Source organism: Niveibacterium sp. (genome assembly GCF_041909475.1).
Lineage (GTDB): Bacteria > Pseudomonadota > Gammaproteobacteria > Burkholderiales > Rhodocyclaceae > Niveibacterium.
Genome location: NZ_JAYRDJ010000003.1, coordinates 1 through 22,570, shown reverse-complemented (window position 1 = coordinate 22,570; position 22,570 = coordinate 1). Strand labels below are relative to the sequence as shown.

The window sequence follows — 22,570 nt, the reverse complement described above, 5'->3', positions numbered from 1 at the left end:
CGCGTTTCAGAGACTGTTGCGCCCCGAAGCCTGTTGCGTCCAGACCAGCCCACCAAGAATCGCGACCAGGCCAAGGTAGTGGTAGAGCGCCAACTGTTCGCCAAGAAACAGCGCCGCCATCAGGGTGCCGAATGCGGGAATCAGATGCAGGAAGGCCGCTGCGCGGGCAGCGCCAATCTCCGCCACGGCGCGCATGTAGGCAAACAGGGCGAGTACCGACGGAAATACACCGAGGTACAGGATGCCCGCAAACGCCCGCCCGCTCGGGTGGGGAAGCCCGCTCATCCAGAGCTCGCCCATCCAGGCCGGCAGCAGCATCAGCAGACCAAGCACGATCGAAGCCCACAGCAGCACCAGTTTGTCGACTCCGGGCGCAACATTGCGCAGCAAGAGCGTGTAGCCGGCCCAGCACGCCATACCCGCCACGACCCACAGATCGCCGACACCAGAGTCCATCGCGAACACCTGGCTTGGATGGCCGCGGGTCACGATGAACAGCACACCGATCACCGATACCCCCATGCCGAGCCAGGCACCGGGCCGTAAAGGCTTGCGCCAGATTGCCGCTGCAAGCAGGGCCACCATGATGGGCATCAGCGCGTTGAGCAGCACACCGTGCGTTGCAGGTGTGGTTTGCAGCCCAACGTAGACAAGCGTGTTGGAGCTCGCAATGCCGAGGAAAGCCAGGCCCAGCAGGCGTCCGCGCATGTTCAACAGCGGTGCCAGCCCGGCTTGCAGGCGCGGCAATGCCAAGGGCGCAAGCAGCACCGCGGCAACAAACCAGCGACCCACTGCGAGCGAGATCGGCGGCACTTGCGCACTGACACCGCGCGCAAGCACGAAGTTACCGGCCCAGCAGAGCGCGGCGAAAATCAGCAACAACTGGGGGCGAAGCGGCGCGAGAGCGCGCGCCGACGCGACAACGGGGGAGGCAAACATCCGTACGACCTCGGGTAGAGGTGATCAAACGCCTGGCAGGGGTGGCGCCAGACAACTCGATCGAACGGATTGATCGTCCGCCGACCGCAACTAGCGACGGAATTTTAGTTGTGGTCGGTTTTGTCGCTGAAGACTATTGCGTTACTTGTCAAAAATTCGCAGTTAACAATAAACAACTGCGGAATTTGTGTTCGCATACTGCCAACAAAAATCCAAAGGCATAACAATCATTGCTGCACCACAGCAATGCATAACTGCCCAAGCAGGTGCATGCGCTAAGCTGACTCCGCATGCCGCGTCAGATCAAGCAGCGAAACCACGCGAAGGACCGACTCGTGCGTTGCTTCGAGAACGACCGGCGGCGCAACACCCGCTTCCAGCGCCTCCTTCCAGCGCAGTGCGCAGAGGCACCAGCGATCACCCGGCTTGAGGCCGCGAAACCGCAACTCCGGACGAGGCTGCGAGAGGTTGTTGCTCCGCTCGGCCGAGAACGCGAGGAATTCGGCAGTCACGCGCGCGCACACCACATGCCGCCCAAGGTCATCCGGCCCAGTTTCACAACAGCCGGTTCTGAAAAAGCCGGTCAATGGGTCGTAGCGGCACGCTTGCAGCGGCCCACCCAGCACGTTGCGCTCTATCGTCACCACCCCTCCCTCGCTCAAAAGCCACGCCCCCGCGCGGCCATCTACTTACACCGCGAATACATGCTTGACGCGCAAAGCCCCCGCCGCGCCGTCGGCGATCGCGATCAGGCGATCGATGTTCGGATGCTTGCCCGGATTCGCACGCGCATCCTCGGTATGTTCAGCGTAGAGCTCGACGCCCTTCTTCGCTGCTTCGATGTTGATCGAGCCGTGCAATTGCGCCAGGTGGTTGTACACCGCCAGCGAACCGGCCTGACCGGGCTTGTTCTCGATCGTGGCGACGACAGCTCCTTCCGCGTCGATCAACTGAATCGCGTCGAGGTGGGAAACCTTGGGAAGTTGCTTGAGGGTATCGGCAAAGCTCATGGCGAATTCCTGATGCTGAAATGAAAAACCACGCCGCAGCGCGCGGCGCCGGGGCGTGGTCGAATCGATGAAAACTCAGATCTTCTTGGCCAGCGAAGCTGCCTCGCCGATGTAGCTGCCCGGCGTCATGTCGAGCAGGCGCTGTTTGTCGGCTTGCGGAATCGCCAGCGTTTTGACGAAGTCCTGCAGCGCGGCCTTGGTGATGCCGGTACCGCGCGTGAGCGCCTTGAGCTGCTCGTACGGGTTGGGCACGGCAAAGCGGCGCATGACGGTCTGAATCGGCTCGGCCAGCACTTCCCAGGCGGCGTCCAGATCGGCGGCGAGCTTGGCCGGGTCGGCTTCGAGCTTGTTCAGACCACGCAGGCAGGATTCCAGACCCAGCACGGTGTGGCCGATGCCGATGCCCATGTTGCGCAGCACTGTCGAGTCGGTGAGGTCGCGCTGCATGCGCGAGATCGGCAGCTTTTCGCTGAAGTGGCGCAGCACCGCGTTGGCAACACCGAAGTTGCCCTCGGCATTCTCGAAATCGATCGGGTTGACCTTGTGCGGCATCGTCGAGCTGCCGACTTCGCCGTCCTTGAGCTTCTGCTTGAAGTAGCCGAGCGAGATGTACATCCAGATATCGCGGCAGGCATCGATCAGCATGGTGTTGCCGCGGCCAATGGCATCGAAGAGTTCGGCCATCGAATCATGCGGCTCGATCTGGATGGTGTAGGGGTTGAACACCAAGCCCAGCGATTCGATGAAACGCTGGTTGAAAGCGGCCCAGTCGAAGTCCGGGTAGGCCGACAGGTGGGCGTTGTAGTTGCCGACCGCGCCGTTGAACTTGGCGGTCATCTCCACCGCGGCGAAGGCCTTGCGTGCGCGGCGCAGGCGGTAGGCGATGTTGGCCATCTCCTTGCCCAGCGTGGTGGGGCTGGCGGTCTGGCCGTGCGTGCGCGAGAGCATCGGCAGCTCGGCATGCTGGTGCGCCAGCGCGACAAAGCGGTCGACCACCTTGTCGAAAGCCGGCAGCAGCACCGCCTCGCGGGCTTCGGCCAGCATCAGCGCATGCGAGACGTTGTTGATGTCTTCCGAGGTGCAGCCGAAGTGGATGAACTCGGTGACCTTCATGACTTCGGCGTTGGCGGCAAAGCGCTTCTTCAGCCAGTACTCCATCGCCTTGACGTCGTGGTTGGTCGTCGCCTCGATCTCCTTCACGGCTTCGGCATCCGCCACCGAGAAGTTGGCAATCACGGCGTCGAGCTCGGCGATAGTGGCCGGAGAGAAGGCGGCGGCTTCGGCGATGTGCGGCTCGGCGGCCAGCGCCTTGAGCCACTCGATCTCCACCCGCACGCGGTTACGGATCAGCCCGAATTCGGAGAAGTGCGGGCGCAGCCCGTCGACCTTGGCGGCGTAGCGGCCGTCAAGCGGAGAGAGCGCGGTGAGCGGAGTCGTGGTCATGGTGGTCGGCCCGGAGAAAAGCAAAGCCTTGAATTATAACGAATCCGACTGACTAAGCTGAAGCGGATTCTTGCGCTGGCGCCTGCGCCGACAGCCTCAGCTGCGGGGGGTGGCGATCTCGGCGTAGCGATCGGCTAGACGCGCGGCGATGCCGTCGATTGCGTAGCGCACGGCGATGCGCTCGCGGGCGGCGAGGCCCCGCGTCGCCCGTTCGGGATCGGCCAACAGCCTGCCCAGCGCGTCGGCGAAGGTTTGTGGGGTCGGCGGCACAATGCTGCCTGTGTCGCCGACGATCTCGGCCGCATCGCCGACATCGGTAGTCACCACCGGCACGCCGCAGGCCATCGCCTCGGCCAGCACGTTCGGGAAGCCCTCGCTCTTCGACGTCAGCGCGAGGAGATCGAAAGCCGGGTACAGCGCCTCGACATCATGCCTCGGGCCAAGCAGCGCCACCGCGTCGGGCAGCCCGAGTTCGGCAAGCCAACCAGCCAACGTCGCGTTCGCCGCGTCAAGATCCTTGCCGATCAGCACGAAGCGCACCTCGGGCTGATACGCACGCAGAGCAGCTGCGGCTTCGAGGAAGAGGCGATGGTTCTTGACCGGGCTCCAGCGCGCAACCATCGCCACCACCGGCGTAGCGGTCGGCCAGCCCTGCGCGGCGCGGAAGGCCTCGCGTGAGGCCGGATCAGGCCTGAAGCGCGACAGGTCCAGCCCGTTGGGCAGCACCTCGGTGCGTTCGGCGGGCCAGCCCAGGCGTTCAGCGCAATACGCCGCGCTGCGGGCCGATACGTTGAAGATCCGCGCCACGCGGCCGACGTACCAGCGCGACAGCGCGATCGTCAGCCGCGTGAAGCGGCTGTGACCGTGCGCTGCGTCCGGCGTGTCACGCACACTCCAGCACACGGGCCGCCTCAGGCGAGCACCAAGGAAACTCGCCGCGAGATTGCCGTGGTACATCCAGCCCTGCAGCAGATCAGGCTCCAGTTCGCGCACGGTACGGATCAAGCGCCCAACTTCACCGAGCGGCCAGCGGCCGGCGCGCAGGCCGATGAAGACCGGCTCGATGCCGATCGCGCAAAACTGCGGGGCCAACGCATCAAGCCGACCCAGCACAACGAGCGAAACAGCAATGCGACGACGATCCAGCGCGCTGAGTATTTTCAGCAGCGCATGCTCGGCGCCACCGATACCCAAACCCGTAATGACGACACATACGCGGATCGGCCTCACCGCTCAGGCCTCGCGCCGCTCATCGGCGGACTCAGAGGAGACCGACTCAACCTCTTCCCATACCCGCATCCACAACATCTTGCCGACCAGTATGCAAAGCCACACCAGCAGCAACACGCCCTGGGATGCGCCCATCCGCCACAGCGTCAGCCCGCCGGCTGCGACGAGACCGTTGAACGCCCACAACAGCGGCACCGAGAGTTCCACCGACAAGCCCTTGAGGCACAGGATATGGTGCAGATGCGTTCGATCCGGGCGCATCGGTGAAGCGCCTTGCAGCAAGCGGCGAACCGACACGGTCGCCATGTCCAGCAACGGCAGCGCCACGGCATACAGCAACAGTACTGGCGGCATGGCTTGGTGCGGCTCACGCGAAAGATGGATCGCAAACCAGCACAACAAGGTGCCAAGCGCCAGCGCCCCGGCGTCGCCCATGAAAACATGCGCGCGCGCAAGCATCGGATGGCGGGCGTTGACCGTGAGGAAACCCATGACGCAGGACATCAGCCCGGCGATCAGCAGCACCTCGGTATCGCGTCCGGCCGCCCGCGCAGCGAACAGGAACACCGCCAGCGCAATCAATACGTGCCCGCCCGCAAGCCCGTCCGCGCCGTCAGAGAGGTTCAGCGCGTTGACCACGCCGACGATGACGAACATCGTCACCGCGGTATCCAGCGCGCCCAAGGGCAGCCCGCCCTCTACGCCGGGAATCGGCACTTCGCCAAGCGAGAACCCGGTCGCACGCAACAGCAACCATGCTGCGATGCACTGCGCGGCCAGCTTGGCGCGCGCCGACACCGGCCGTGCGTCGTCAATCACGCCCACGATCAGCACCAGCCCGACGGGCAGCATGGCTTCATACAGATTTCCGCCGATGCCGCGCAATTTCAGCGCAAGGATGTAGGCCGCCATGATCGCGATGCCGCCCACCACCGGCACGGCACGGCCGTGCTGCTTGCGGGCATCGGGCCGGTCCATCAGGGCCAGCCACGGCGCGAGGCGGGCCAGTACCAGACAGAAGATCAGCGACAGCGCAAATGGGTAGAAGAGGTAGTTGAAGCTCACCTTCAGTCTGCCTCGCTGTCCGTGAATCCGTCGCCGTACACCGCCAGGGTGCGTCGGGTAATGCGCGCATCGGACAGTTCGGCCAGGACCTTCGCACGCGCCGCGGCCCCCATCTGGCTCGCGCGATCAGGCGATGCGAGCAGCGACAGAATGGCGCCCGCGAGTGCTTGCGCATCCCCGGGCGGCACCAGCAAACCGTTCACGTCTTCCTCGACCAGCTCGCGGCACCCCGGCACATCGGTCGCCACCATCGGCCGCCCGCAGGCCGCCGCCTCCAGCAGCGCACGCGGCATCCCCTCGCCTTGGGTGCTTGCAAGCACGGCAATGTCGGCGAGCTGCTGCAGCGCGAGCACGTCGCTGCGGTGACCGAGAAATTCGACCATCCCCTCGCTGCGCCACTGGTTGAGCATGACTTCCGGCACGCTCTCCGGGTTGCCCGGATCAGGCGCGCCGGCGAGCAGAAAACGGGCGTCCGGCCTTGTCGCGCGAACGATGCGCGCAGCCTCGACAAATACGCCAACCCCCTTGGACCACAGCAGGCGCCCCATCATCAGCACCGTGGCGCCAAGGGCTCGCGCCGGCGGCGGGCAGAACAGCACGGTATCGACACCATCACCCGGAATAACATGCACCATCGCGTGCGTCAGCGCGCCCAGCGCAGCCAGCACGTCTCGATTGTCGTGGTTCTGGAAAACCACATGCGTGCCGACCAAGGCACGGCGATAGAAGCCCACCACCACCGGGCGGATCAGCCGCGCCTTCCAGGTCGAGGCGAGCAGCGCAAAACCGAGGCCGGTGATCGAGTTGACCACGCGTGCAATGCCCGCCTTGCGCGCCGCCCAGGAACCGTAAAGCACGCACTTGATCGTAAAGTGATGAACCAGATCAGGACGCAGCTCGCGGTACAACGCAAGCAGGCGATACATCGCAAGGCGTTCCTCGATCGGGTGAATACCCGAGCGCGACAGCGGAAACGCACGCCAGTCGAAACCCGCCTCACGCAAGCGTGCGCCGAACTCGCCCGCTGGGCTCACCAGGATCACCTCGTGACCGGCATCCCGCAACGCGCGGGCAAGCGGCAGCTTGAAGTTCCACAGGAACCAATCGGTGTTGGCAAACAGCAGGACTCGCACGCTCAGCGCACCTGTGCCCGGTAGCGCTGATACCACGCCTGGAACATCAGCACATCCCACAGGTAGTAGTGCCAGGCGGCCTGGCCGCGCAGGTGCTCTTCCCATTTGCGGCGGATCGGCGCCGGATCGAACAATCCGCTATCAGCCAGAGCAGCCGGCGACAGCAGCGACTCGGCCCACTCGCGCAGGGGCCCACGTAGCCAGGGCCCGAGCGGGATGCCGAAGCCCTGCTTCGGACGCTCGAACAAGGGCCGCGGCACATGGCGGGCGAGCAGTTCGCGCATCAGCCACTTGCCATTGCCGCCGCGCAGCTTGAGCGATTCCGGCACGCGCCAGGCGAATTCGACCACGCGGCGATCAAGGAAAGGCGCACGGGTCTCGAGGCTCACCGCCATCGCGGCACGATCGACCTTCACCAGGATGTCGTTCGGCAGGTAGGCCAGCGTGTCGTGCGCCTGCATGAATTCGATGTCGCTGCGGCCGGCTTGCGCCGCGGCCTCTGCGAGCGCCAGGGGCGGCAGGCGCGCGCCCGGCACCAGCAGTGCAGGGTCCTTCCAGTGCGAGATCAGTTCGTCGTAGAACCCCGCTGGCGAGCGTTCGCGCAACATGCGGGCGATACGGCTGAACTTGTCGCCCGGAGAATTGCGCAGCAGGCGGGGGCACAGGGGGCCGAGCGCGCCGCCCAGCGCATCCCACGCCTTGCCGGGTACGAGGCCAAGCCCGGCAGCAACCGTGCGTCGCAGCGGATAGGGCACGCGCGAGGCGCTACGCCAGAACCCGTCCCCCACCATGTAGCGGGTGTAGCCCGCAAACAGTTCGTCACCGGCGTCGCCAGAGAGCGCAACCGTGACATGCTGGCGGGCGAAATGCGACACCAGCCATGTCGGAAGCTGTGATGAATCAGAGAACGGCTCGTCGTAGAGATCGGCGACGCGCGGCACAACGGCCAGCGCGTCGTCTCCGCTCAGGTAAAACTCGCGATGCTCGGTGCCGAGGTGGGCTGCAACCTCGCGCGCAAAGCGCGCCTCATCGAACGAATCCTCGCGGAAACCGATCGTGAAGGTCTTCACCGGTCGCGTCGCGCGCCGCTGCATCATCGCCACGATCAGCGATGAATCGATACCGCCGGAGAGGAATGCACCGAGCGGCACGTCGGACAACATTTCCTGCTCGACGACTTCGCCCAGCACCGCTTCGAGCTGATCGACCCACGGCCCTTCCGCACCCGCAGGCGCTGTTCGGCTCGCCTCGCCGGCCTGCATCGCGTCGCGCAAGGACCAGTACGGCCTCGGCTCGCCGGCACGGCGGCCGCGCACCTCAAGCCAATGGGCCGGCGGCAACTTCCTTACGTTCTGCCAGATCGACCAGGGTGCGGGAATGCTGTTGTAGTGCATTAACAGCCCTACCGCATCGCGATCGATTTGCCCACGCCAGGAGGGATGGGCATAGAGCGCGCGTAACTCCGAGCCGAACAGCAGCGTGCCGTCCGGCATCTGGCCGTAGTACAGCGGCTTCTCGCCGAGGCGGTCGCGGGCGAGGATCAGGCGCGATTCCGCGTGATCCCACGCAGCAAATGCGAACATGCCGTCGCAACGCGACAGCGTGCCTTCAACCCCCCAGTGATCGAGCGCCTCGATCAGCAGTTCGGTGTCGGAATGCCCGCGCCAGGCCACGCCACCTTTCGCACGTTCGAGCTCCGCGCGAATCACGAGATAGTTGTAGATCTCGCCGTTGAACACGATGGTCCAGCGGCCGGACGCCGCGTGCATTGGCTGAAACCCGGCCTCGGTGAGGTCGATGATCGCAAGGCGGCGGTGCGACAGGCCAAGGCCGAGGTCGGGCTGCGCCCATTCGCCGCGACCATCCGGGCCACGGTGGGCAATCGCTTCGCCCATCGCCCGCGCCACCGCGCTCAGCGCATCAACCGGCGCAGACTGCCCCCAGAACCCCGCTATGCCGCACATGCCGTCGTATCCCGCGTCGCAAAGCCCTGCAGATTAATGGCCGCAAGTAGCATCATCAAGCCGCCGCCTCCCGTAATACCGTAGCCAGCGTGTGACCAAGTGTGACCGAGGCATAGTTCGCCTCCACCTGCGCCCGACCGGCGAGCCCCGCTACGGCACAGCGATCAGCATCGCGCAGCAACATCACGAGCGCATCCACCCAGTCTGCCGCACTGACCGCGCCCCAAGCGCCACCACCATCGATGACCTTGCGATTCATGCCCCAGGGCGACGCCACTGCCGGCACGCTGCAGGCCAGGTAGGTCAGCATCTTGAAACTGCACTTGCCGCGCGTCCAAGGCGTATCCGGCATCGGCATCAGCCCAACCCAGGCGGACTGAACGGCGGCCACTTCGCTTTGCGGTGACCAGGGGATGAACTCGACGCGAGCGGGATCAATCGAGGAAAACACCGGCGCCGCATTGCAGACCACGCGCAGCCGTGCATCCGGCACCGCGGCCAACACCGTGGCCAGCGCGCTCTCGATGTCGTAAAGATACGGCAGGCCGCCCGAACTGCCCGACCACACCAGTACCGGTTTGTCGTCACGAAGCCCCGGGCGCCACAAAGCCGTATCGACGCCGGTGGGCAAAACCCGAACCGGCGCAATCGGCGCGAAATGCTCGGCGATGTAGTCGTTCCCGCACAGCACCAGTCGGCAGCGCGAAGCGAGTCGATCGACCATGCCGCATCGCTGTGTCAGCCAGATCGCGTCATCGACATCCAGCACAGCCGGCGCGCGGCAGCAGTATTCGGCAAAGGCGAGTGTCGACACCATCTCGCGCTGGAACAGCACGACGTCGGCGGTACTGGCCGCTGCAGCAGCGAAGGCACGTTCCGCCGTGCTTGCCAGCAGCCACGGGATGCGGCGCCATGTGGCTGCCGGCGGGTAGCTGCCAAACCGCGCGGCGCTCTCACGCAGCGCAATCCCCGCCTCCTGCAACTGCGGCAAATACTGGCGCACGCGAAAGCGCGCGGAGGGAATCGTCGCGCCCTGAGTGAAGGCCACAACGTCAAGCGGCGCCATCAGCGCAGCCCCATCCGGGCGAAAATAAGGCTCCGCAGGCCCGCAGTATCCGCGACAAGCACCACGGCGCAGTACATGACCGCACCAAGAAGCGCCTTGACCCCTAGGCCGATCAACCCACCGAACGGCACCGCCAGCACCATCAGCGCCATCGCACCGGCACCGGCGCCCACCACGAGCAGATCCCTGGAAGCCCATCTCGGCGATAGCGTGCGGCGCCCGACCAAATAGCTGGCGACACAGCCGCAGCCCTGCGCGAGCACCGCAACCGCTGCCGCCGCCACGATGCCGAAGTGCGGCACCAGCATCAGATTGAGCGATACGCCCAGCAGCGCGCAGCCGCCCGCGATCGCGCTCTGGACCGCCATGCGCTGCGAAAGATGCAGCGGCAGATCGAACAGATAGGCGCGCACACCGCCCAGCAGCGCCGCCAGTGCGAGCCAAGGCATCACTTGCGCGGCGTCGGCACTGAAAGCCGCGCCGAGCAGCACGCTGGCGAGATCACGTGCGACCAAGGCGAAGCCCAGCGCCGCCGGCACCATGACGACCAGAGAGAGTTGCGCGTAGCGATTCACCTGCGCCTGCAGCGCCTCGGCATTCGATTCCCACAAGGCCACCAGTCGCGGGAACCAGGCAAGGTGGAAGGCGCTGAAGAGCAAGCCGAACCCCTGTTGCGCCAGATCGCCCGCAGCACTGTAGGCACCCAAGCACGCCGGCGCCACGTTCGCCGCCAAGACGAGGCGATCGCCCCACTGCAGCACCGCACCGGTCAATAGCGCGAACATCACCGGCAGCGCGTACGCGCGCAGCTCCGGCAGTGCAGCACCATCAAAACGCCCGCGCACAACCTCGCGCCAAGCCGTGCGACCAAACAGCAAGGTGGCACCGACAAAGCCGACGCAGGTTCCCGCGACCGCACCGGCCGCCCCGAGGCCACACCACAAGGCGGTACCGCCTGCCGCCAGCGCAATGATCGCCTTGCACAGGTAAAGCCGGCCATAACGACGCGCCTGCAGCGTGCTGGAGCAGTGTTGGGCCGAGAAGTCGAACACCGCCTGCGACAAACCCAGGCTCAAGGCGAGGACCACCACGCCGGCCGGCAACCATGCCGGCGCAAGCGCGCTCAAGAGCAGCGCGACGAGCACGACGGCGCACGCCGCAAGCAGCAGCAAGCGCCCCAGCGTGCCAATGATCGCCTCGCCCCCCGGCCGCGGCAGAAAGCGCGCCAGCGCCGAATGGATCGGCTGCACCAGCACACCGGCGATAAAGCCGCTCAGAACGACCGCGAGCGTCCAGTGCGCATATCCCTGCGGGCCGAGCAAACGGGCAAATACCGAAACCGTAAGCACCGCGAGCGCACCGGATGCCCCACGAAAGACGAAATAGGCAAGGCTGGACCGCAGCGACATCGCCCGCTCAGCGCCGACGCAGTCGGTATTCGACTTCGTAGCACGGCAGCAGGTAACAGAGGTTCTCCTCGTGAAACTCCTGCAACCAGGTGGTGAGATTGAAGATCGGGCCGATCAGCCGCTTGAACAAACCGCGGAAGGGAAACGGAGAATCAAATCCAAGCCGCACGGATTCGAGCTCGAACACAGGCGTACGTCCGTAGTTCGGCACCTTGCGCGTCAGCAAGCCATCGCGCGCGTAGTAGGACATCGTGTAGAGCCCGAAGTAGCGGCTGTGCGTCGGATCGGAATAGAAATACGGGTTGGAGAAATGCGGCACCTTCACCGTGAGCAACGCACCAGGCGCCAGCGTGCGCCCCAGCTCGTCGATCAGTCGCGACAGATCATCGATATGCTCGAAGAAGTGGGCGGAATAGCACGCCGCAACACTCTCACCCGGCAGGGCCGCCAGCACCTCGAACACGTCGCCGACGAGGTCTACGCCGTCGAAATCCAGCGCATCGATGCCAACCGCGGCCGGGTCCGTCTTGCTCGGGCCGCAACCGAGTTCGATCGTCAGCCGCTCTCCGGCCTGAAAACGGGGCAACACCCCGCGCTTGTCTTGAAAAGCCATGACCGCTGTACGCTCGTCGTTTCAGGGCAACGCGCCAGTATACCGGCCCCACCGCGCATCACGACTTGCGCAGGCAGTTCTCTGATTGCACGGAGACCGCCGGGTGAAAACGATCTGCGCCCTCGGCCCATTCACGCAACATTTGGTGATGCCGCGGAAAGCCCTCGCACAGCACCAGCGACATCCGCGCCACCCCAGCCCGATCACCCGCCATGCCCATCGCGAGCAGGCACTGCGTACCCAACCCCCAAGAGGGGCGCAAGCGAAATGCCGGTTCGCACTGCGCCACCATCCGCGCGGCGCTCGCAACGTCGGGCGCCCAAGTCTGCAGCGCAAGGGACTCGGCGTGATCGCCGAAGATTGACCAAGCAGGCACCCGTTCGACCTCACGCCGGATGCGCTCGCGATCCGCCGCCGTCGCCACGTTGCGTACCGTCGCCCAGTCATCGTAGGCGCGCTGCACGAACACATAGTCGCGGGCCACCCAGACAAGCGCCAAGACCACGCCCGCCAACGCTGCGTTTGCAAGCGCCACAGGCAAACGAACAATCCGCGCACGTGAATCCGTGGCCGCCAGAAGACCACACAACAGCCCAGCCGGAATCACGAAATAGGTGTACCAGAGCGGATACTCGACGATGCTGTGCAAGCCGATTACCGCTAGTCCGCTGAACGCAAACAGCCGGTCGGCGCTCATTTTCGCGCACAACTGGCGCAGCAACCACGAACCGACAGCCCCCAGAAATACCAGCGCAAACGGCACGCCCATCGTCGCAGCCAGATGCAAGGGCAGGTTGTGGGCGTGCTCGGCGAACTTCGAGAAGGGCACAACCGGTGTCGCCGGCATCTGCTCAACTGCCCAGCCGTGAAACCCTCCGACCCCCACGCCCAGCCACGGGTGAGCCTTGATTGCCGACAGGGCGAGCGACCAGTCGTAAAGACGCTGACCGTTGGAACCAACATCCGCCGCGCGCGCAACGGACGAGGTCAGCCCCACCCATTCCAGCGCACCGCTCTTGGCGATTGCGACCTGAAGCATCAGCACTGCGACGCCGACCCAGGCCAGTGCGACGGCGCCTTTCCGATCCGACGCATCGCTGCGATACGCCGACCACAATCCGAGCATCACAACGCACGCGAAGTAGAGCCAACAAGCGCGCGAAGCCGATGCCGCAAGCGAGCAGGCCAGCCAGAGGATCAAGACCGCAACCACAGCCCTTCGCAAATAGCCGCAAACGCCGAGATACCAGGCACCGACAATGCCGAGGCTAAGCAGGCTCGCGTAGTGATTCGGCTGGCCTACGTTGCCGTAGGTCTGTCGGTACACCTTGGGCAGCACGAGGCCACCGAAGGTGACGTCAGCGATCTGAAACGCACCGACGATCGACTGAAAGCACGCAAGGAATACAAACCCCGTCGCAACGACAAGTGCCATCCGGTTCGACTGCGCGGCGTCGCGGGCGTCGTCAGCTGTCCGCGCAGCAAGCACATAGGCAACAACAAATACCACCGCGTAAGCCGCAAACCCGACCGCGAATGGGGTTCGAGAATGGCCCCCAACGAGCGTTGCCGCTACGAACGCAATCGTGACAAATACCGTTACTAGACGAGGAACGGCAATTGAATGCTGAAACGCTTTGAATGCAACGGCGGCGCTCACCAGCATCGCCACCGCAACGAATTCGTTCCAGAAAACGGATTGCGGTGCTGTGCGGGCAAGCACCAGGGGCGGCAGCGCCAGTGTCAGCACCAAGAGCAACTCGGCACCACCCAGAAGCCGCGGCTTACTGCAAAGAGGTTTCACGAAGTCCTTACCAAACGCGGTGCGCACTGCATCGGATTATCAATGCCTGATGAGGGAAAGAACCGATACCGGCCAGATGGCCAGGGGTTCAAGGGTCTTGCGGTCAAAGATCACAGCGCCATCGTGCGCACGCGCTTCGATAGGCAGCACCCCGAGATCCTCGACATTGCGACCAATCGCAGACAGGCGACGTTCAAACTCGCCCGGCAGCAACGATTTGAGCCCCCGCACTCGATCCATCGGGATCAGTTGGTTCCGCAAGGCGTCGCCAGCAGCCGTCAGCGGCTGGTAGTACATTGGCATGGCCGTGACATCCTTGCCGCCCATGATTGCGCCCGCAACGATGTTCGTTCGGGCCTCTTCGTCCTCAGGCAGTGGCGCCCAGACCCAGGTCGGCAGCCTGGCCATGGCTGGGAGCAGTGAAACTTGCCCGCTTGCAACGGCGGCTTCGACTTCGGGCGCATCAATCGCAGTGGCGGATATGACCTCCGCCCGGTCACCAGAAAACACCAAGAACAAGGGCCGCATGGCCCACAGGGCATGCACGCCATAGCCCAAGGCCGCCAATTGCAGAACAACGATAAGCGCGATATCCCGACGCAGTTCTGAACGCGGTTTCTTCGGTGACGCAACGACGACGGTCGCGAGCGGCCCGAGCCCCATGTCGACCATGATCAGCACGCCCACGACCGTTGACGCACCCATCAGATGCCACAGAGGTGAGTAATACCAGCCGATGTACAGCCCGCCGACCACGAGCGTCAGCACGACTGCACTGCACAACATATGGATTGCGAGCGCCTTCAGGCGAAACGACCGCATAGCCTTCCTCAAGTGAATTCGAAGTTACATGCGCGCCGGATCATACCCTCAAGATCAAAATTCGACCGTAGCGCCAAAGCACAAAAGCAAAGGGCCGCTTTCGCGGCCCTTTGCTAGCGGAAACGCAAAACTTCAGCGATTCACACTCTCAAACCATTACTTGCACTCGGACGGAGCAAAACGCGGCAGCAGCGTACCGTTGGTCGCAGCAGCGAATGCAGCGTTGCGGGCCGTTGCATTGCTGTGCGTGGTCGACGAGCACACCCAGTCGATCGTGCCGCCAGCACCGCCTGGCGTGGCAATCGCAGACGCCAGAGTGACAGGCACAGCAGCCGCACCGCCCGGATTCAGGAACGGGGTCAGAACAAGCGTATTCGCGGCGGCGGCGATCGTGCCAACGTTGGTTGCGTTCAGTGCAACGACAATGATGCCAGTAGCCGGCGTCATCGTAATTGATGTCACATACTTCGAAGCGGGCGGCGTGGTGTTGATCTGGGTTTCATACGCAGTCACCCCAGCAGCGCCGTCAGCCGCGTAGGCTTCGGCAACACCAGCCTTAACGGCTTCCGACATCACCAGACCTTCGCTGACCTTCGCGCGGACCGTGTAGTCTTGATAGGCAGGCAGTGCAACCGCTGCCAGGATGCCGACGATCGCGACCACGATCATCAGTTCGATCAGGGTAAAACCCTGCTGGATCTTTTTCATGCTGTTCTCCTCGTTGAGAAATTCGGGCGGGGATACCGCTCGGATTCATATGAGCAGATTGCGTGCCAGTGTCATGCGCGCGGCCGGTATACGGCAAACACTCCGTACCGCAAGGCCTGCCCATCTAGGAGCCTCAACGCCAGCCGAAGAATGTGACGCTTTTCGTCACCCCGACTGACGCGACACGACAAACTATTCAACGAATGCACACCTTCCGCACCTGCTTCATGTCCGTTACGCCCTGCAGTACTTTCTCGATGCCATCCTGGCGCAACGTGCGCATGCCGTCGGCAAGCGCGGCGGTGACCAGCTCCGAGACAGGGGCGCGGGTCTGTACCAGATGCTTGACCTCGGCGGAGCCGACCATCATTTCGTGCAGGCCAACCCGGCCCTTATAGCCCTCGGTGCAATGCTCGCAGCCTTGTGCGCGGTAGAGCAGCAACTGCCCTTCGTGACCGAATTGCGCTTTCCACTCGTCCAATAGCGCTGTCTCGGCTGCGACCGGATCGGCCTGAAATTCCGCCGTCTCGCGCAGGTCTTCGCAGTATTCGGCAATCAGGGCGGCAACTTCGTCGTCGTCCGGGCGGTAGGCCTCCTTGCAGTGCTTGCAGAGTCGCTTTGCGAGGCGCTGGGCAAGCACGCCGAGCAGCGCGTCGGCGAAGTTGAAGGGGTCCATGCCCATGTCAAGCAGGCGCACGACAGATTCCGGCGCGCTGTTGGTGTGCAGCGTGGAGAGCACCAGGTGGCCGGTGAGGGAAGCTTCGATGCCGATCGTCACCGTCTCCTTGTCGCGCATTTCGCCCACCATGATCACATCCGGATCGGCGCGCAAGAACGCGCGCATCACGGCGACGAAATCCAGCCCCGCTTTGCGGTTGACCTGCACCTGGCGCAAACCGCGCTGCGTAATCTCCACCGGGTCTTCCGCGGTCCAGATCTTGGTGTCCGGCGTGTTGAGCTCTTTCAGGATCGAGTGCAGCGTGGTCGTTTTGCCCGAGCCAGTGGGGCCGCAGCAGAAGAAGATGCCGTAGGGCTTGTTGATGGTGTTGCGCAGCCGCTCGAGGTTGCGCGGCGACATGCCCAGATCGGACAGCGGCAGCGGTTCACCATTGGCCAGCAGACGCATCACCACGTCTTCCATGCCACCGGCGGTCGGGATCGTGGCCACGCGCAGCTCGATGTCCAGCGGCCCGTATTTGCGGAAACGGATCTTGCCGTCCTGCGGTTTGCGACGCTCCGAGATATCGAGGTCGCACATGATCTTGATGCGCGTGACGAGCGGGTTGCGGTAGCTCGCCGGCACTTCGATGTAGGGCACCAGAGAGCCGTCCTTGCGGAAGCGTATCAGCGTCTTTTCCTTGCCTGGTCGCGGTTCGATATGGATATCGGAAGCCCCTTGCCGGTGCGCCTCCATGATGATTTTGTTGACCAGTTTGACGAGTTCGTTGTCGGCCGCGGCCGATATCTCGTCCTGCGACGGCGCGTCACGCTCGTCATCACCCAGCCCCGACAGCATGTCCGACACCGAGGCATCATCTAGGACTTGCTCGAACAGTTGCTGCGCGGTCTTCTCGAACTCACGCCGCGTTGTGACTCGGAATGACAGCTTGGCGCCGGGGAACACGTTGTCGGCCACGCGCGCACCGCGCACCTGTTCCGGATCGATCGTCAGGACGACGATGCCTTCCTGCGTTTCTTCAAGCGGCAGCCAGCCCGCCTGCAACACATAGTCCTTCTTGATGTTGCGCAGCAGGTGCATCGACTTGACGCGCTCCTGCCTGAATGGCTCATAGGGCACGCCATAGAAACGGGCCATCGACTCCCCGACGAGCGCCGGCGCAATTCGCACCTCGTCGAGCAGGATCGCTTCGACCGTCGTATTCCGCGCACGCGTCTGTTTCTCGATTTCTTCAAGCTGGTCGGCGGTCACGGCGCCGGTGCGCGTCAGATAGTCATACTTGTTCCGCAGCGGTTTTTCTTGCGACAGGCGCTGAGCGAAAGCAACGCCCAAGGTCTGCGCGAGGCCTTGCAAACCCTCCTCATCGATCGCGGTAAAGGCCGAGCCGTCGCGCGCATTGATCAGTTGCACGACGCCGAGCAACTCGCTCTCGGCCGCCCCCATGATCGGCGCGACGAGCATTTGCTTGCTGTGGTAGCCGCTGCGCTCGTCCACTTCGCGGCGGAATTCGAGGTTGGGTGATATCGCGTTCAACTCCGCCGCATCGTAGACATCGTGGATGTTCAGCAAAGTTTTGTGCAGCGCGACGTAGCCAGCCACGCTGCGGTCGGAGATCGGTAGTCGGATCGCCTTGATCGAATGCAGGCCGGTTTTGACCTTGGAGACGATCGCAGCGCCGGATTCATCCACCGTGTACAAGGTGATGCGTTCCGCGCCGAACAGGCTGCAAATATCGGCCGAGAGTTCGAAGATGATCTCGTCGATATTGTTGGTGGCATGAATGCGGGCGGTCAGCGCCTGCAGACCCTTGAAAAACGCAAGGCGCCGGCTCAGATCGCCGGCGCTGGTGCGCCCCGGAATGGCACTCATCGATCAACCCCCTGATGGCGGACAGCCAAGCCCCGATGATACTGCCAGCCACCCGGCATCGCGCCGGAATCAGAGCGTGAAAACCTGCTCGTTCCGCAGAATCCGGGGCTTCAATCGGCCGGCGTAGGCGGCGAGTTCAGCGGTGATTTCCTCCGCCTGGGCCGGCTTGAGATGGGTCACGTACACCTCAGGCGACACGATCAGACGATCAAGAACCGAAAACAGCATTTGCGGGCACAGGTGGCGTGCCGCCAGCGCGAGATCGTGCTGCATGTTCGGAAACGCGGTTTCGATGATCAACGCGTGCAGATCGTTGATCGCGTTGATCGCTTCGATCTGCGCGTCGCAAACGGTGGTGTCGCCGGAGAACACCAGGCTCGCACCATGCTCCGAACGAATCTGGTAGCCGACGGCCGGCACGGCATGCAGGGCCGGCAGCGCAGTCACTCGCCGGCCGTCGATGTCTATCCACTCACCGATGCGCAGCTCGTTGAAGCGCATCAGCGGGTGTGCGCGGTCGGGAATCGCCGAAAAATCTGGCCAGATCAGCCAGTTGAAGATGTGCGAACGGATGATGCGCAGCGTTTCGGGGGCCGCATGCACCGTCAGCGGGCGGCTGCGATAGTCCCCCACCGTATCGATGATAAAGGGCAGATACGCAATGTGATCCAGATGGGCGTGCGTCAGGAACACATGGTCGATCGCCATCAACGTCGGCACATCGAGCACGCCAGCGCCGGTGCCACAGTCGATCAGGATGTCGTCATCGACTAGCAGCGAGGTGGTACGGACATCAAGCCCGCCAATGCCGCCACTACAGCCGAGTACCCTGACCTCCACAGCCAGATCCGCCTGCGCACTCAGCCGGCGCGCAGGTAGAACTCCATCTTGACGCCCGCAAGCTCGATCACGTCGTGATCCTGCAACGGGTGCGCCTGCGCATCGATCTCGCGACCATTGACCACCGGGAAGGCAGTGCCTTCGACGTGGGTGATGAAGTAACCGTGAGCGCGACGGGTGATGACCGCGACCTGCAACCCTGGTTTGCCGAGCGTGGTCAGCGATTTGGTCAGCTCCAGCTCGCGACCTGCGTTACGCCCGGACAGAATCTGCACCACGCCAATCTGGTTGGCCTGGTCCGCCTCCGGTTGCGACCAGTTGGTACCCGACAGGCCGCCTGTGGTCACCCCTTGCGTTGCGCTCTGCGCTTCGGCAAAGCCGGTCACCATCGTATCGGCAGCGGCACGCATCGTCGTGTTCTGCGTCTTCGTGAAGTCCTGCGGCACTTCGAAGGCCTTCTCGAAGGTGTTGGCCGAGGCCGGAGGCGGCGTGTCCTTGAGGAACTTGAGGCGGTACTTGCCGAGCTCGACGATGTCGCCGTCCTTCAACGCATGCTTCTTCACCGGCTGGCCGTTCACGTAGGTGCCATTGGTGCTGTTCAGATCCTCGAGGAAGGCATCCTGGAGGATGGTCGCAATCGAAGCATGCTCGCCGCTGATCGCCAGGTTGTCGATCTGGATATCGTTGTGCGGCTTGCGGCCGATCGTGATGCGCTGCTTGTCGAGCGCGATTTCCTTCAGCACGAGGCCGTCCATGCTCAGGACGATTTTGGGCATGCGGAACTCCAAATTGGGGTAAGCGCCACTTGCGGGCAATCTCACCAAGGGTGGAATCATGCCGCGCCCCGCCTCGGGGGGCAACGGGTTCCCGTCAAATCAATAGGGCAAGGCCGTGCCGAGTTTGGCACTGCGCGCTCGCACAAGCACCTCAACGCCCAAGGCGAGGTCTTGCACCGCCAGCCCTTGCGACTCGAACAGCGTGATCATGGCCGGATCGGTGCGGCCGGCGCGATGCCCCGCAACGATCTCGCCCAGTTCCACCAGCCGCCCCTCGGTCAGCCGCCCCTTCTCAAGCGCGGGCAGCAGATCGCCGGCCTCGCGCAGTGCGGTCGCGCGGGTATCGACCGCAATCAGACCGGCACGCCCGACAGTCGTCTCATCCAGCTCCCGGCGGATCAGGGCGTTGGAACCTGCGGCGTTGATGTGGCAGCCCGCCGGCAGCCAAGTGCCTTCAAACAGGGGCTTGGGCGAGGTCGTGATGGTGACGACGACATCGGCGCCACGCACGGCGGCCTCGATGTCCTGAGCCGGCGCAACGCGTCGTCCGGTCAGTATCGCCATGTCGGCACAAAACGCCGCGCACTTTGCCGGGTCGCGCGCCACCACGGCGAATTCCTCGATCGGCAGACTCAGCGCCAGGGCGTCGATCTGCCCACGCGCTTGCCAACCGGCACCGAACACAACGGCGCGGCGGGCATCCGGCCGCGCAAGCCAACGCGCAGCGACACCGCCTGCTGCACCGGTGCGCATCATGCCCAAGCGGTCGGCCTCGATGACGGCCAGCGGATCACCGTTGTCGGCATCAAAAAGGTGGAGCCAGAAGCGCACGCCGGCTCGCGATGAGGCGTAGGTCTTGTAGCCGGTGACGCGTCGCGCATCCAGCAGACCGCCTTGCAGCAAATGCTGGATCACTGCGCCGGCGCGCACACGCTGACGCGGGTAGTCGACCGCCTCGCCACATGCCAGCGCCCGGTGCGCCGACTCCACGGCGGCCAGTGCCAGCGGCATGTCTACGACTTGCGCAACCTCAGCCTCGGACAGATACAGCGCCGCCATGTCAGCCCTCCTCCAGCACGCGGTAGCCGGCCTGCCGACGCCGCGCGATCAGCCATCCGATCAAAACGACCAACGCAGCGCCCACCACCGAGGCAAGGTAGTGCAGCCAGCCTGGCTGCCCCGCAACCAACGGACGTACAGCCGGGTCGCTGAAGATCATCGCCCCTGCAACCCAGCCGAGCAGCCCGGCCCCCAGCGTGACGATGATCGGCATGCGCTCCATCGCCTTCATGATGAGCTGGCTCGCGAACACGATGATCGGAATGCTGACGAGCAGCCCGAACACCAGCAGCGGGATGCTGCCGTGCGACGCCCCGGCAACCGCGACGACGTTGTCGAGGCTCATCACGAAATCCGCCACGATGATCGTCTTGACCGCCCCCCACACGTTGCCAGCGCCGTGGATCTCGTGCTCGCCTTCCTGCTCCGGCACCAGCAGCTTGACGCCGATCCACAGCAACAAGATGCCGCCGACGATCTTGAGCCAAGGCCAATCCATCAACAGCGCCGCGAAGGCCGTAAGCACCACGCGTAGACCGACGGCGCCCAGCACACCCCACAGGATGCCAACCCTGCGTTGTGCCGGCGCAAGGTTGCGGCACGCCAGCGCAATCACGACAGCGTTGTCACCCGACAGCACCAGATCGATGACGATGATCTGCGCAACGGCGTACCAGAAAACAGGGTTGGAAAAATCTGGCATGGGGGCGGAAACAAGCAAAAACAGAAGTTTAGCGGAGCACGCTGAATCAGCGTTCGACGCCCCGAAACGAAAACGCCCGGCTCGCGCCGGGCGTTCGATGCGGCGAACCTTGACGGATCAGAGCATCGCCTTGAGCAGGCGTGCCATCTCCGACGGGTTGCGCGTCACCTTGAAGCCACACTCCTCCATGATGGCGAGCTTGGCATCAGCGGTGTCGGCACCGCCGGAGATCAGCGCACCGGCATGGCCCATGCGCTTGCCGGCCGGAGCCGTGACGCCCGCGATGAAACCGACGATCGGCTTCTTCATGTTGGCCTTGCACCACATCGCCGCTTCGGCTTCGTCCGGACCACCGATCTCGCCGATCATGATCACCGCGTCGGTATCCGGATCGTCGTTGAACATGCGCATCACGTCGATGTGCTTCAGGCCGTTGATCGGGTCGCCACCGATACCGACGGCTGACGATTGGCCGAGGCCGATTTCGGTCAGCTGCGCCACGGCTTCATAAGTCAGCGTGCCCGAACGCGACACCACGCCGATGCGGCCCTTGCGGTGAATATGACCCGGCATGATGCCGATCTTGATTTCGTCCGGCGTAATCAGGCCCGGGCAGTTCGGCCCCAGCAGCAGGGTCTTCTTGCCGCCAGCGGCTTCCTTGGCCTTCATCTTGTTGCGCACTTCGAGCATGTCGCGAACCGGAATGCCCTCGGTGATGCAAATCGCCAGATCCAGATCGGCCTCGACGGCTTCCCAGATTGCAGCGGCGGCGCCCGCCGGCGGCACGTAGATCACCGACACGGTCGCGCCGGTTTCGGAAGCAGCTTCCTTGACCGAGCCGTAGATCGGGATGTTGAAGATCGACTCGCCCGCCTTCTTCGGGTTCACGCCCGCGACGAAGCAGTTCTTGCCGTTGGCGTATTCCTGGCACTTCTCGGTGTGGAACTGGCCGGTCTTGCCCGTGATGCCCTGGGTAATGACCTTCGTGTCTTTATTGATGTAGATGGACATGTTGTTCTCTCCAGGCCTTAAGCGACGGCTTTGACGATCTCGGTGGCCGCTTCGGCCATGGTGTCGGCGCTGATGATGGGCAGGCCGGATTCGGCCAGCATCTTCTTGCCCAGCTCTTCGTTCGTGCCCTTCATGCGCACGACCAGCGGCACTTGCAGGTTCACGGCCTTGCAGGCGGTGATGACGCCGGTGGCGATGGTGTCGCACTTCATGATGCCGCCGAAGATATTGACCAGAATGCCCTTGACCTTGGGGTTCTTGAGCATGATCTTGAAGGCTTCGGTGACCTTCTCGGGGGTGGCGCCGCCGCCCACGTCCAGGAAGTTGGCCGGCTCGCCGCCGAACAGCTTGATGGTGTCCATGGTGGCCATGGCCAGACCGGCACCGTTCACCAGGCAGCCGATGTTGCCGTCCAGGCTGATGTAGG

20 protein-coding genes and 1 pseudogene are annotated in these 22,570 nt (G+C 64.0%); all 21 read right to left on the bottom strand.

The window, feature by feature from the left end; all coding sequences use genetic code 11:
- Positions 1-6: 6 nt before the first annotated feature.
- Entirely contained in the window at positions 7-939 is a 933-nt protein-coding gene (locus ACE3P0_RS03835; protein ID WP_374399962.1) for a DMT family transporter, read from the bottom strand.
- A gap of 275 nt (positions 940-1,214) precedes the next feature.
- The gene (locus ACE3P0_RS03830) at positions 1,215-1,583 is read right to left on the bottom strand and encodes a DUF2237 family protein (protein WP_374399960.1); all 369 of its coding nucleotides are present in this window, start codon (positions 1,581-1,583) and stop codon (positions 1,215-1,217) included.
- A 45-nt stretch (positions 1,584-1,628) separates the two neighbouring features.
- Entirely contained in the window at positions 1,629-1,949 is a 321-nt protein-coding gene (locus tag ACE3P0_RS03825) for a DUF2322 family protein (RefSeq protein ID WP_374399958.1), read from the bottom strand.
- A 75-nt stretch (positions 1,950-2,024) separates the two neighbouring features.
- Positions 2,025-3,392 (bottom strand): adenylosuccinate lyase, encoded by a 1,368-nt coding sequence (purB, locus tag ACE3P0_RS03820; protein ID WP_374399957.1) that lies wholly within the window; start codon positions 3,390-3,392, stop codon positions 2,025-2,027.
- A 96-nt stretch (positions 3,393-3,488) separates the two neighbouring features.
- A complete protein-coding gene (locus ACE3P0_RS03815) occupies positions 3,489-4,622 on the bottom strand; it encodes a glycosyltransferase (protein ID WP_374399955.1) in 1,134 nt (377 codons plus the stop codon).
- A gap of 3 nt (positions 4,623-4,625) precedes the next feature.
- Positions 4,626-5,687, bottom strand: coding sequence for an MraY family glycosyltransferase (locus tag ACE3P0_RS03810; RefSeq protein ID WP_374399953.1), 1,062 nt, complete (start codon positions 5,685-5,687; stop codon positions 4,626-4,628).
- Between the two features lie 2 nt (positions 5,688-5,689).
- The gene (locus ACE3P0_RS03805) at positions 5,690-6,820 is read right to left on the bottom strand and encodes a glycosyltransferase family 4 protein (protein ID WP_374399951.1); all 1,131 of its coding nucleotides are present in this window, start codon (positions 6,818-6,820) and stop codon (positions 5,690-5,692) included.
- A gap of 2 nt (positions 6,821-6,822) precedes the next feature.
- Positions 6,823-8,784, bottom strand: coding sequence for an asparagine synthase (glutamine-hydrolyzing) (gene asnB / locus ACE3P0_RS03800; protein WP_374399949.1), 1,962 nt, complete (start codon positions 8,782-8,784; stop codon positions 6,823-6,825).
- Between the two features lie 55 nt (positions 8,785-8,839).
- Positions 8,840-9,850, bottom strand: coding sequence for a hypothetical protein (locus ACE3P0_RS03795; protein WP_374399947.1), 1,011 nt, complete (start codon positions 9,848-9,850; stop codon positions 8,840-8,842).
- Positions 9,850-11,259 (bottom strand): lipopolysaccharide biosynthesis protein, encoded by a 1,410-nt coding sequence (locus tag ACE3P0_RS03790; protein WP_374399945.1) that lies wholly within the window; start codon positions 11,257-11,259, stop codon positions 9,850-9,852. The genes ACE3P0_RS03795 and ACE3P0_RS03790 overlap by 1 nt, the downstream gene beginning before the upstream one ends.
- Before the next feature lie 7 nt (positions 11,260-11,266).
- Positions 11,267-11,872 (bottom strand): methyltransferase domain-containing protein, encoded by a 606-nt coding sequence (locus ACE3P0_RS03785; RefSeq protein ID WP_374399943.1) that lies wholly within the window; start codon positions 11,870-11,872, stop codon positions 11,267-11,269.
- A 58-nt stretch (positions 11,873-11,930) separates the two neighbouring features.
- The gene (locus ACE3P0_RS03780; RefSeq protein ID WP_374400388.1) at positions 11,931-13,622 is read right to left on the bottom strand and encodes a Wzy polymerase domain-containing protein; all 1,692 of its coding nucleotides are present in this window, start codon (positions 13,620-13,622) and stop codon (positions 11,931-11,933) included.
- A 93-nt stretch (positions 13,623-13,715) separates the two neighbouring features.
- Entirely contained in the window at positions 13,716-14,444 is a 729-nt protein-coding gene (locus ACE3P0_RS03775; RefSeq protein WP_374399941.1) for a hypothetical protein, read from the bottom strand.
- Positions 14,445-14,654: 210 nt separating this feature from the next.
- Complete coding sequence (locus tag ACE3P0_RS03770; protein ID WP_374399939.1) at positions 14,655-15,206, bottom strand: pilin; 552 nt, start codon at positions 15,204-15,206, stop codon at positions 14,655-14,657.
- Between the two features lie 196 nt (positions 15,207-15,402).
- Complete coding sequence (locus ACE3P0_RS03765; protein WP_374399937.1) at positions 15,403-17,754, bottom strand: GspE/PulE family protein; 2,352 nt, start codon at positions 17,752-17,754, stop codon at positions 15,403-15,405.
- A gap of 69 nt (positions 17,755-17,823) precedes the next feature.
- Positions 17,824-18,594, bottom strand: a complete 771-nt coding sequence (locus ACE3P0_RS03760; protein WP_374399935.1) for an MBL fold metallo-hydrolase — start codon at positions 18,592-18,594, stop codon at positions 17,824-17,826.
- Between the two features lie 20 nt (positions 18,595-18,614).
- On the bottom strand, positions 18,615-19,370 hold the full coding sequence (locus ACE3P0_RS03755) for an FHA domain-containing protein (protein ID WP_172203559.1): 756 nt from the start codon (positions 19,368-19,370) through the stop codon (positions 18,615-18,617).
- Between the two features lie 99 nt (positions 19,371-19,469).
- Positions 19,470-20,429, bottom strand: a complete 960-nt coding sequence (locus ACE3P0_RS03750) for an ornithine cyclodeaminase family protein (RefSeq protein ID WP_374399933.1) — start codon at positions 20,427-20,429, stop codon at positions 19,470-19,472.
- A 1-nt stretch (position 20,430) separates the two neighbouring features.
- Positions 20,431-21,132, bottom strand: coding sequence for a TerC family protein (locus ACE3P0_RS03745; RefSeq protein WP_374399931.1), 702 nt, complete (start codon positions 21,130-21,132; stop codon positions 20,431-20,433).
- A 117-nt stretch (positions 21,133-21,249) separates the two neighbouring features.
- The gene (sucD, locus tag ACE3P0_RS03740; RefSeq protein ID WP_374399929.1) at positions 21,250-22,143 is read right to left on the bottom strand and encodes a succinate--CoA ligase subunit alpha; all 894 of its coding nucleotides are present in this window, start codon (positions 22,141-22,143) and stop codon (positions 21,250-21,252) included.
- Between the two features lie 17 nt (positions 22,144-22,160).
- Positions 22,161-22,570: pseudogene (sucC, locus tag ACE3P0_RS03735) on the bottom strand (succinate--CoA ligase subunit beta); the annotation flags it as partial.

Coding starts and splice junctions, on each gene's coding strand:
- ACE3P0_RS03835 (WP_374399962.1), bottom strand. CDS start 939: ATGTTTGCCTCCCCCGTTGTCGCGTCGGCGCGCGCTCTCGCGCCGCTT.
- ACE3P0_RS03825 (WP_374399958.1), bottom strand. CDS start 1,949: ATGAGCTTTGCCGATACCCTCAAGCAACTTCCCAAGGTTTCCCACCTC.
- purB (WP_374399957.1), bottom strand. CDS start 3,392: ATGACCACGACTCCGCTCACCGCGCTCTCTCCGCTTGACGGCCGCTAC.
- asnB (WP_374399949.1), bottom strand. CDS start 8,784: ATGTGCGGCATAGCGGGGTTCTGGGGGCAGTCTGCGCCGGTTGATGCG.
- ACE3P0_RS03795 (WP_374399947.1), bottom strand. CDS start 9,850: ATGGCGCCGCTTGACGTTGTGGCCTTCACTCAGGGCGCGACGATTCCC.
- ACE3P0_RS03790 (WP_374399945.1), bottom strand. CDS start 11,259: ATGTCGCTGCGGTCCAGCCTTGCCTATTTCGTCTTTCGTGGGGCATCC.
- ACE3P0_RS03785 (WP_374399943.1), bottom strand. CDS start 11,872: ATGGCTTTTCAAGACAAGCGCGGGGTGTTGCCCCGTTTTCAGGCCGGA.
- ACE3P0_RS03770 (WP_374399939.1), bottom strand. CDS start 15,206: ATGAAAAAGATCCAGCAGGGTTTTACCCTGATCGAACTGATGATCGTG.
- ACE3P0_RS03765 (WP_374399937.1), bottom strand. CDS start 17,754: ATGAGTGCCATTCCGGGGCGCACCAGCGCCGGCGATCTGAGCCGGCGC.
- ACE3P0_RS03755 (WP_172203559.1), bottom strand. CDS start 19,370: ATGCCCAAAATCGTCCTGAGCATGGACGGCCTCGTGCTGAAGGAAATC.
- ACE3P0_RS03750 (WP_374399933.1), bottom strand. CDS start 20,429: ATGGCGGCGCTGTATCTGTCCGAGGCTGAGGTTGCGCAAGTCGTAGAC.
- ACE3P0_RS03745 (WP_374399931.1), bottom strand. CDS start 21,132: ATGCCAGATTTTTCCAACCCTGTTTTCTGGTACGCCGTTGCGCAGATC.
- sucD (WP_374399929.1), bottom strand. CDS start 22,143: ATGTCCATCTACATCAATAAAGACACGAAGGTCATTACCCAGGGCATC.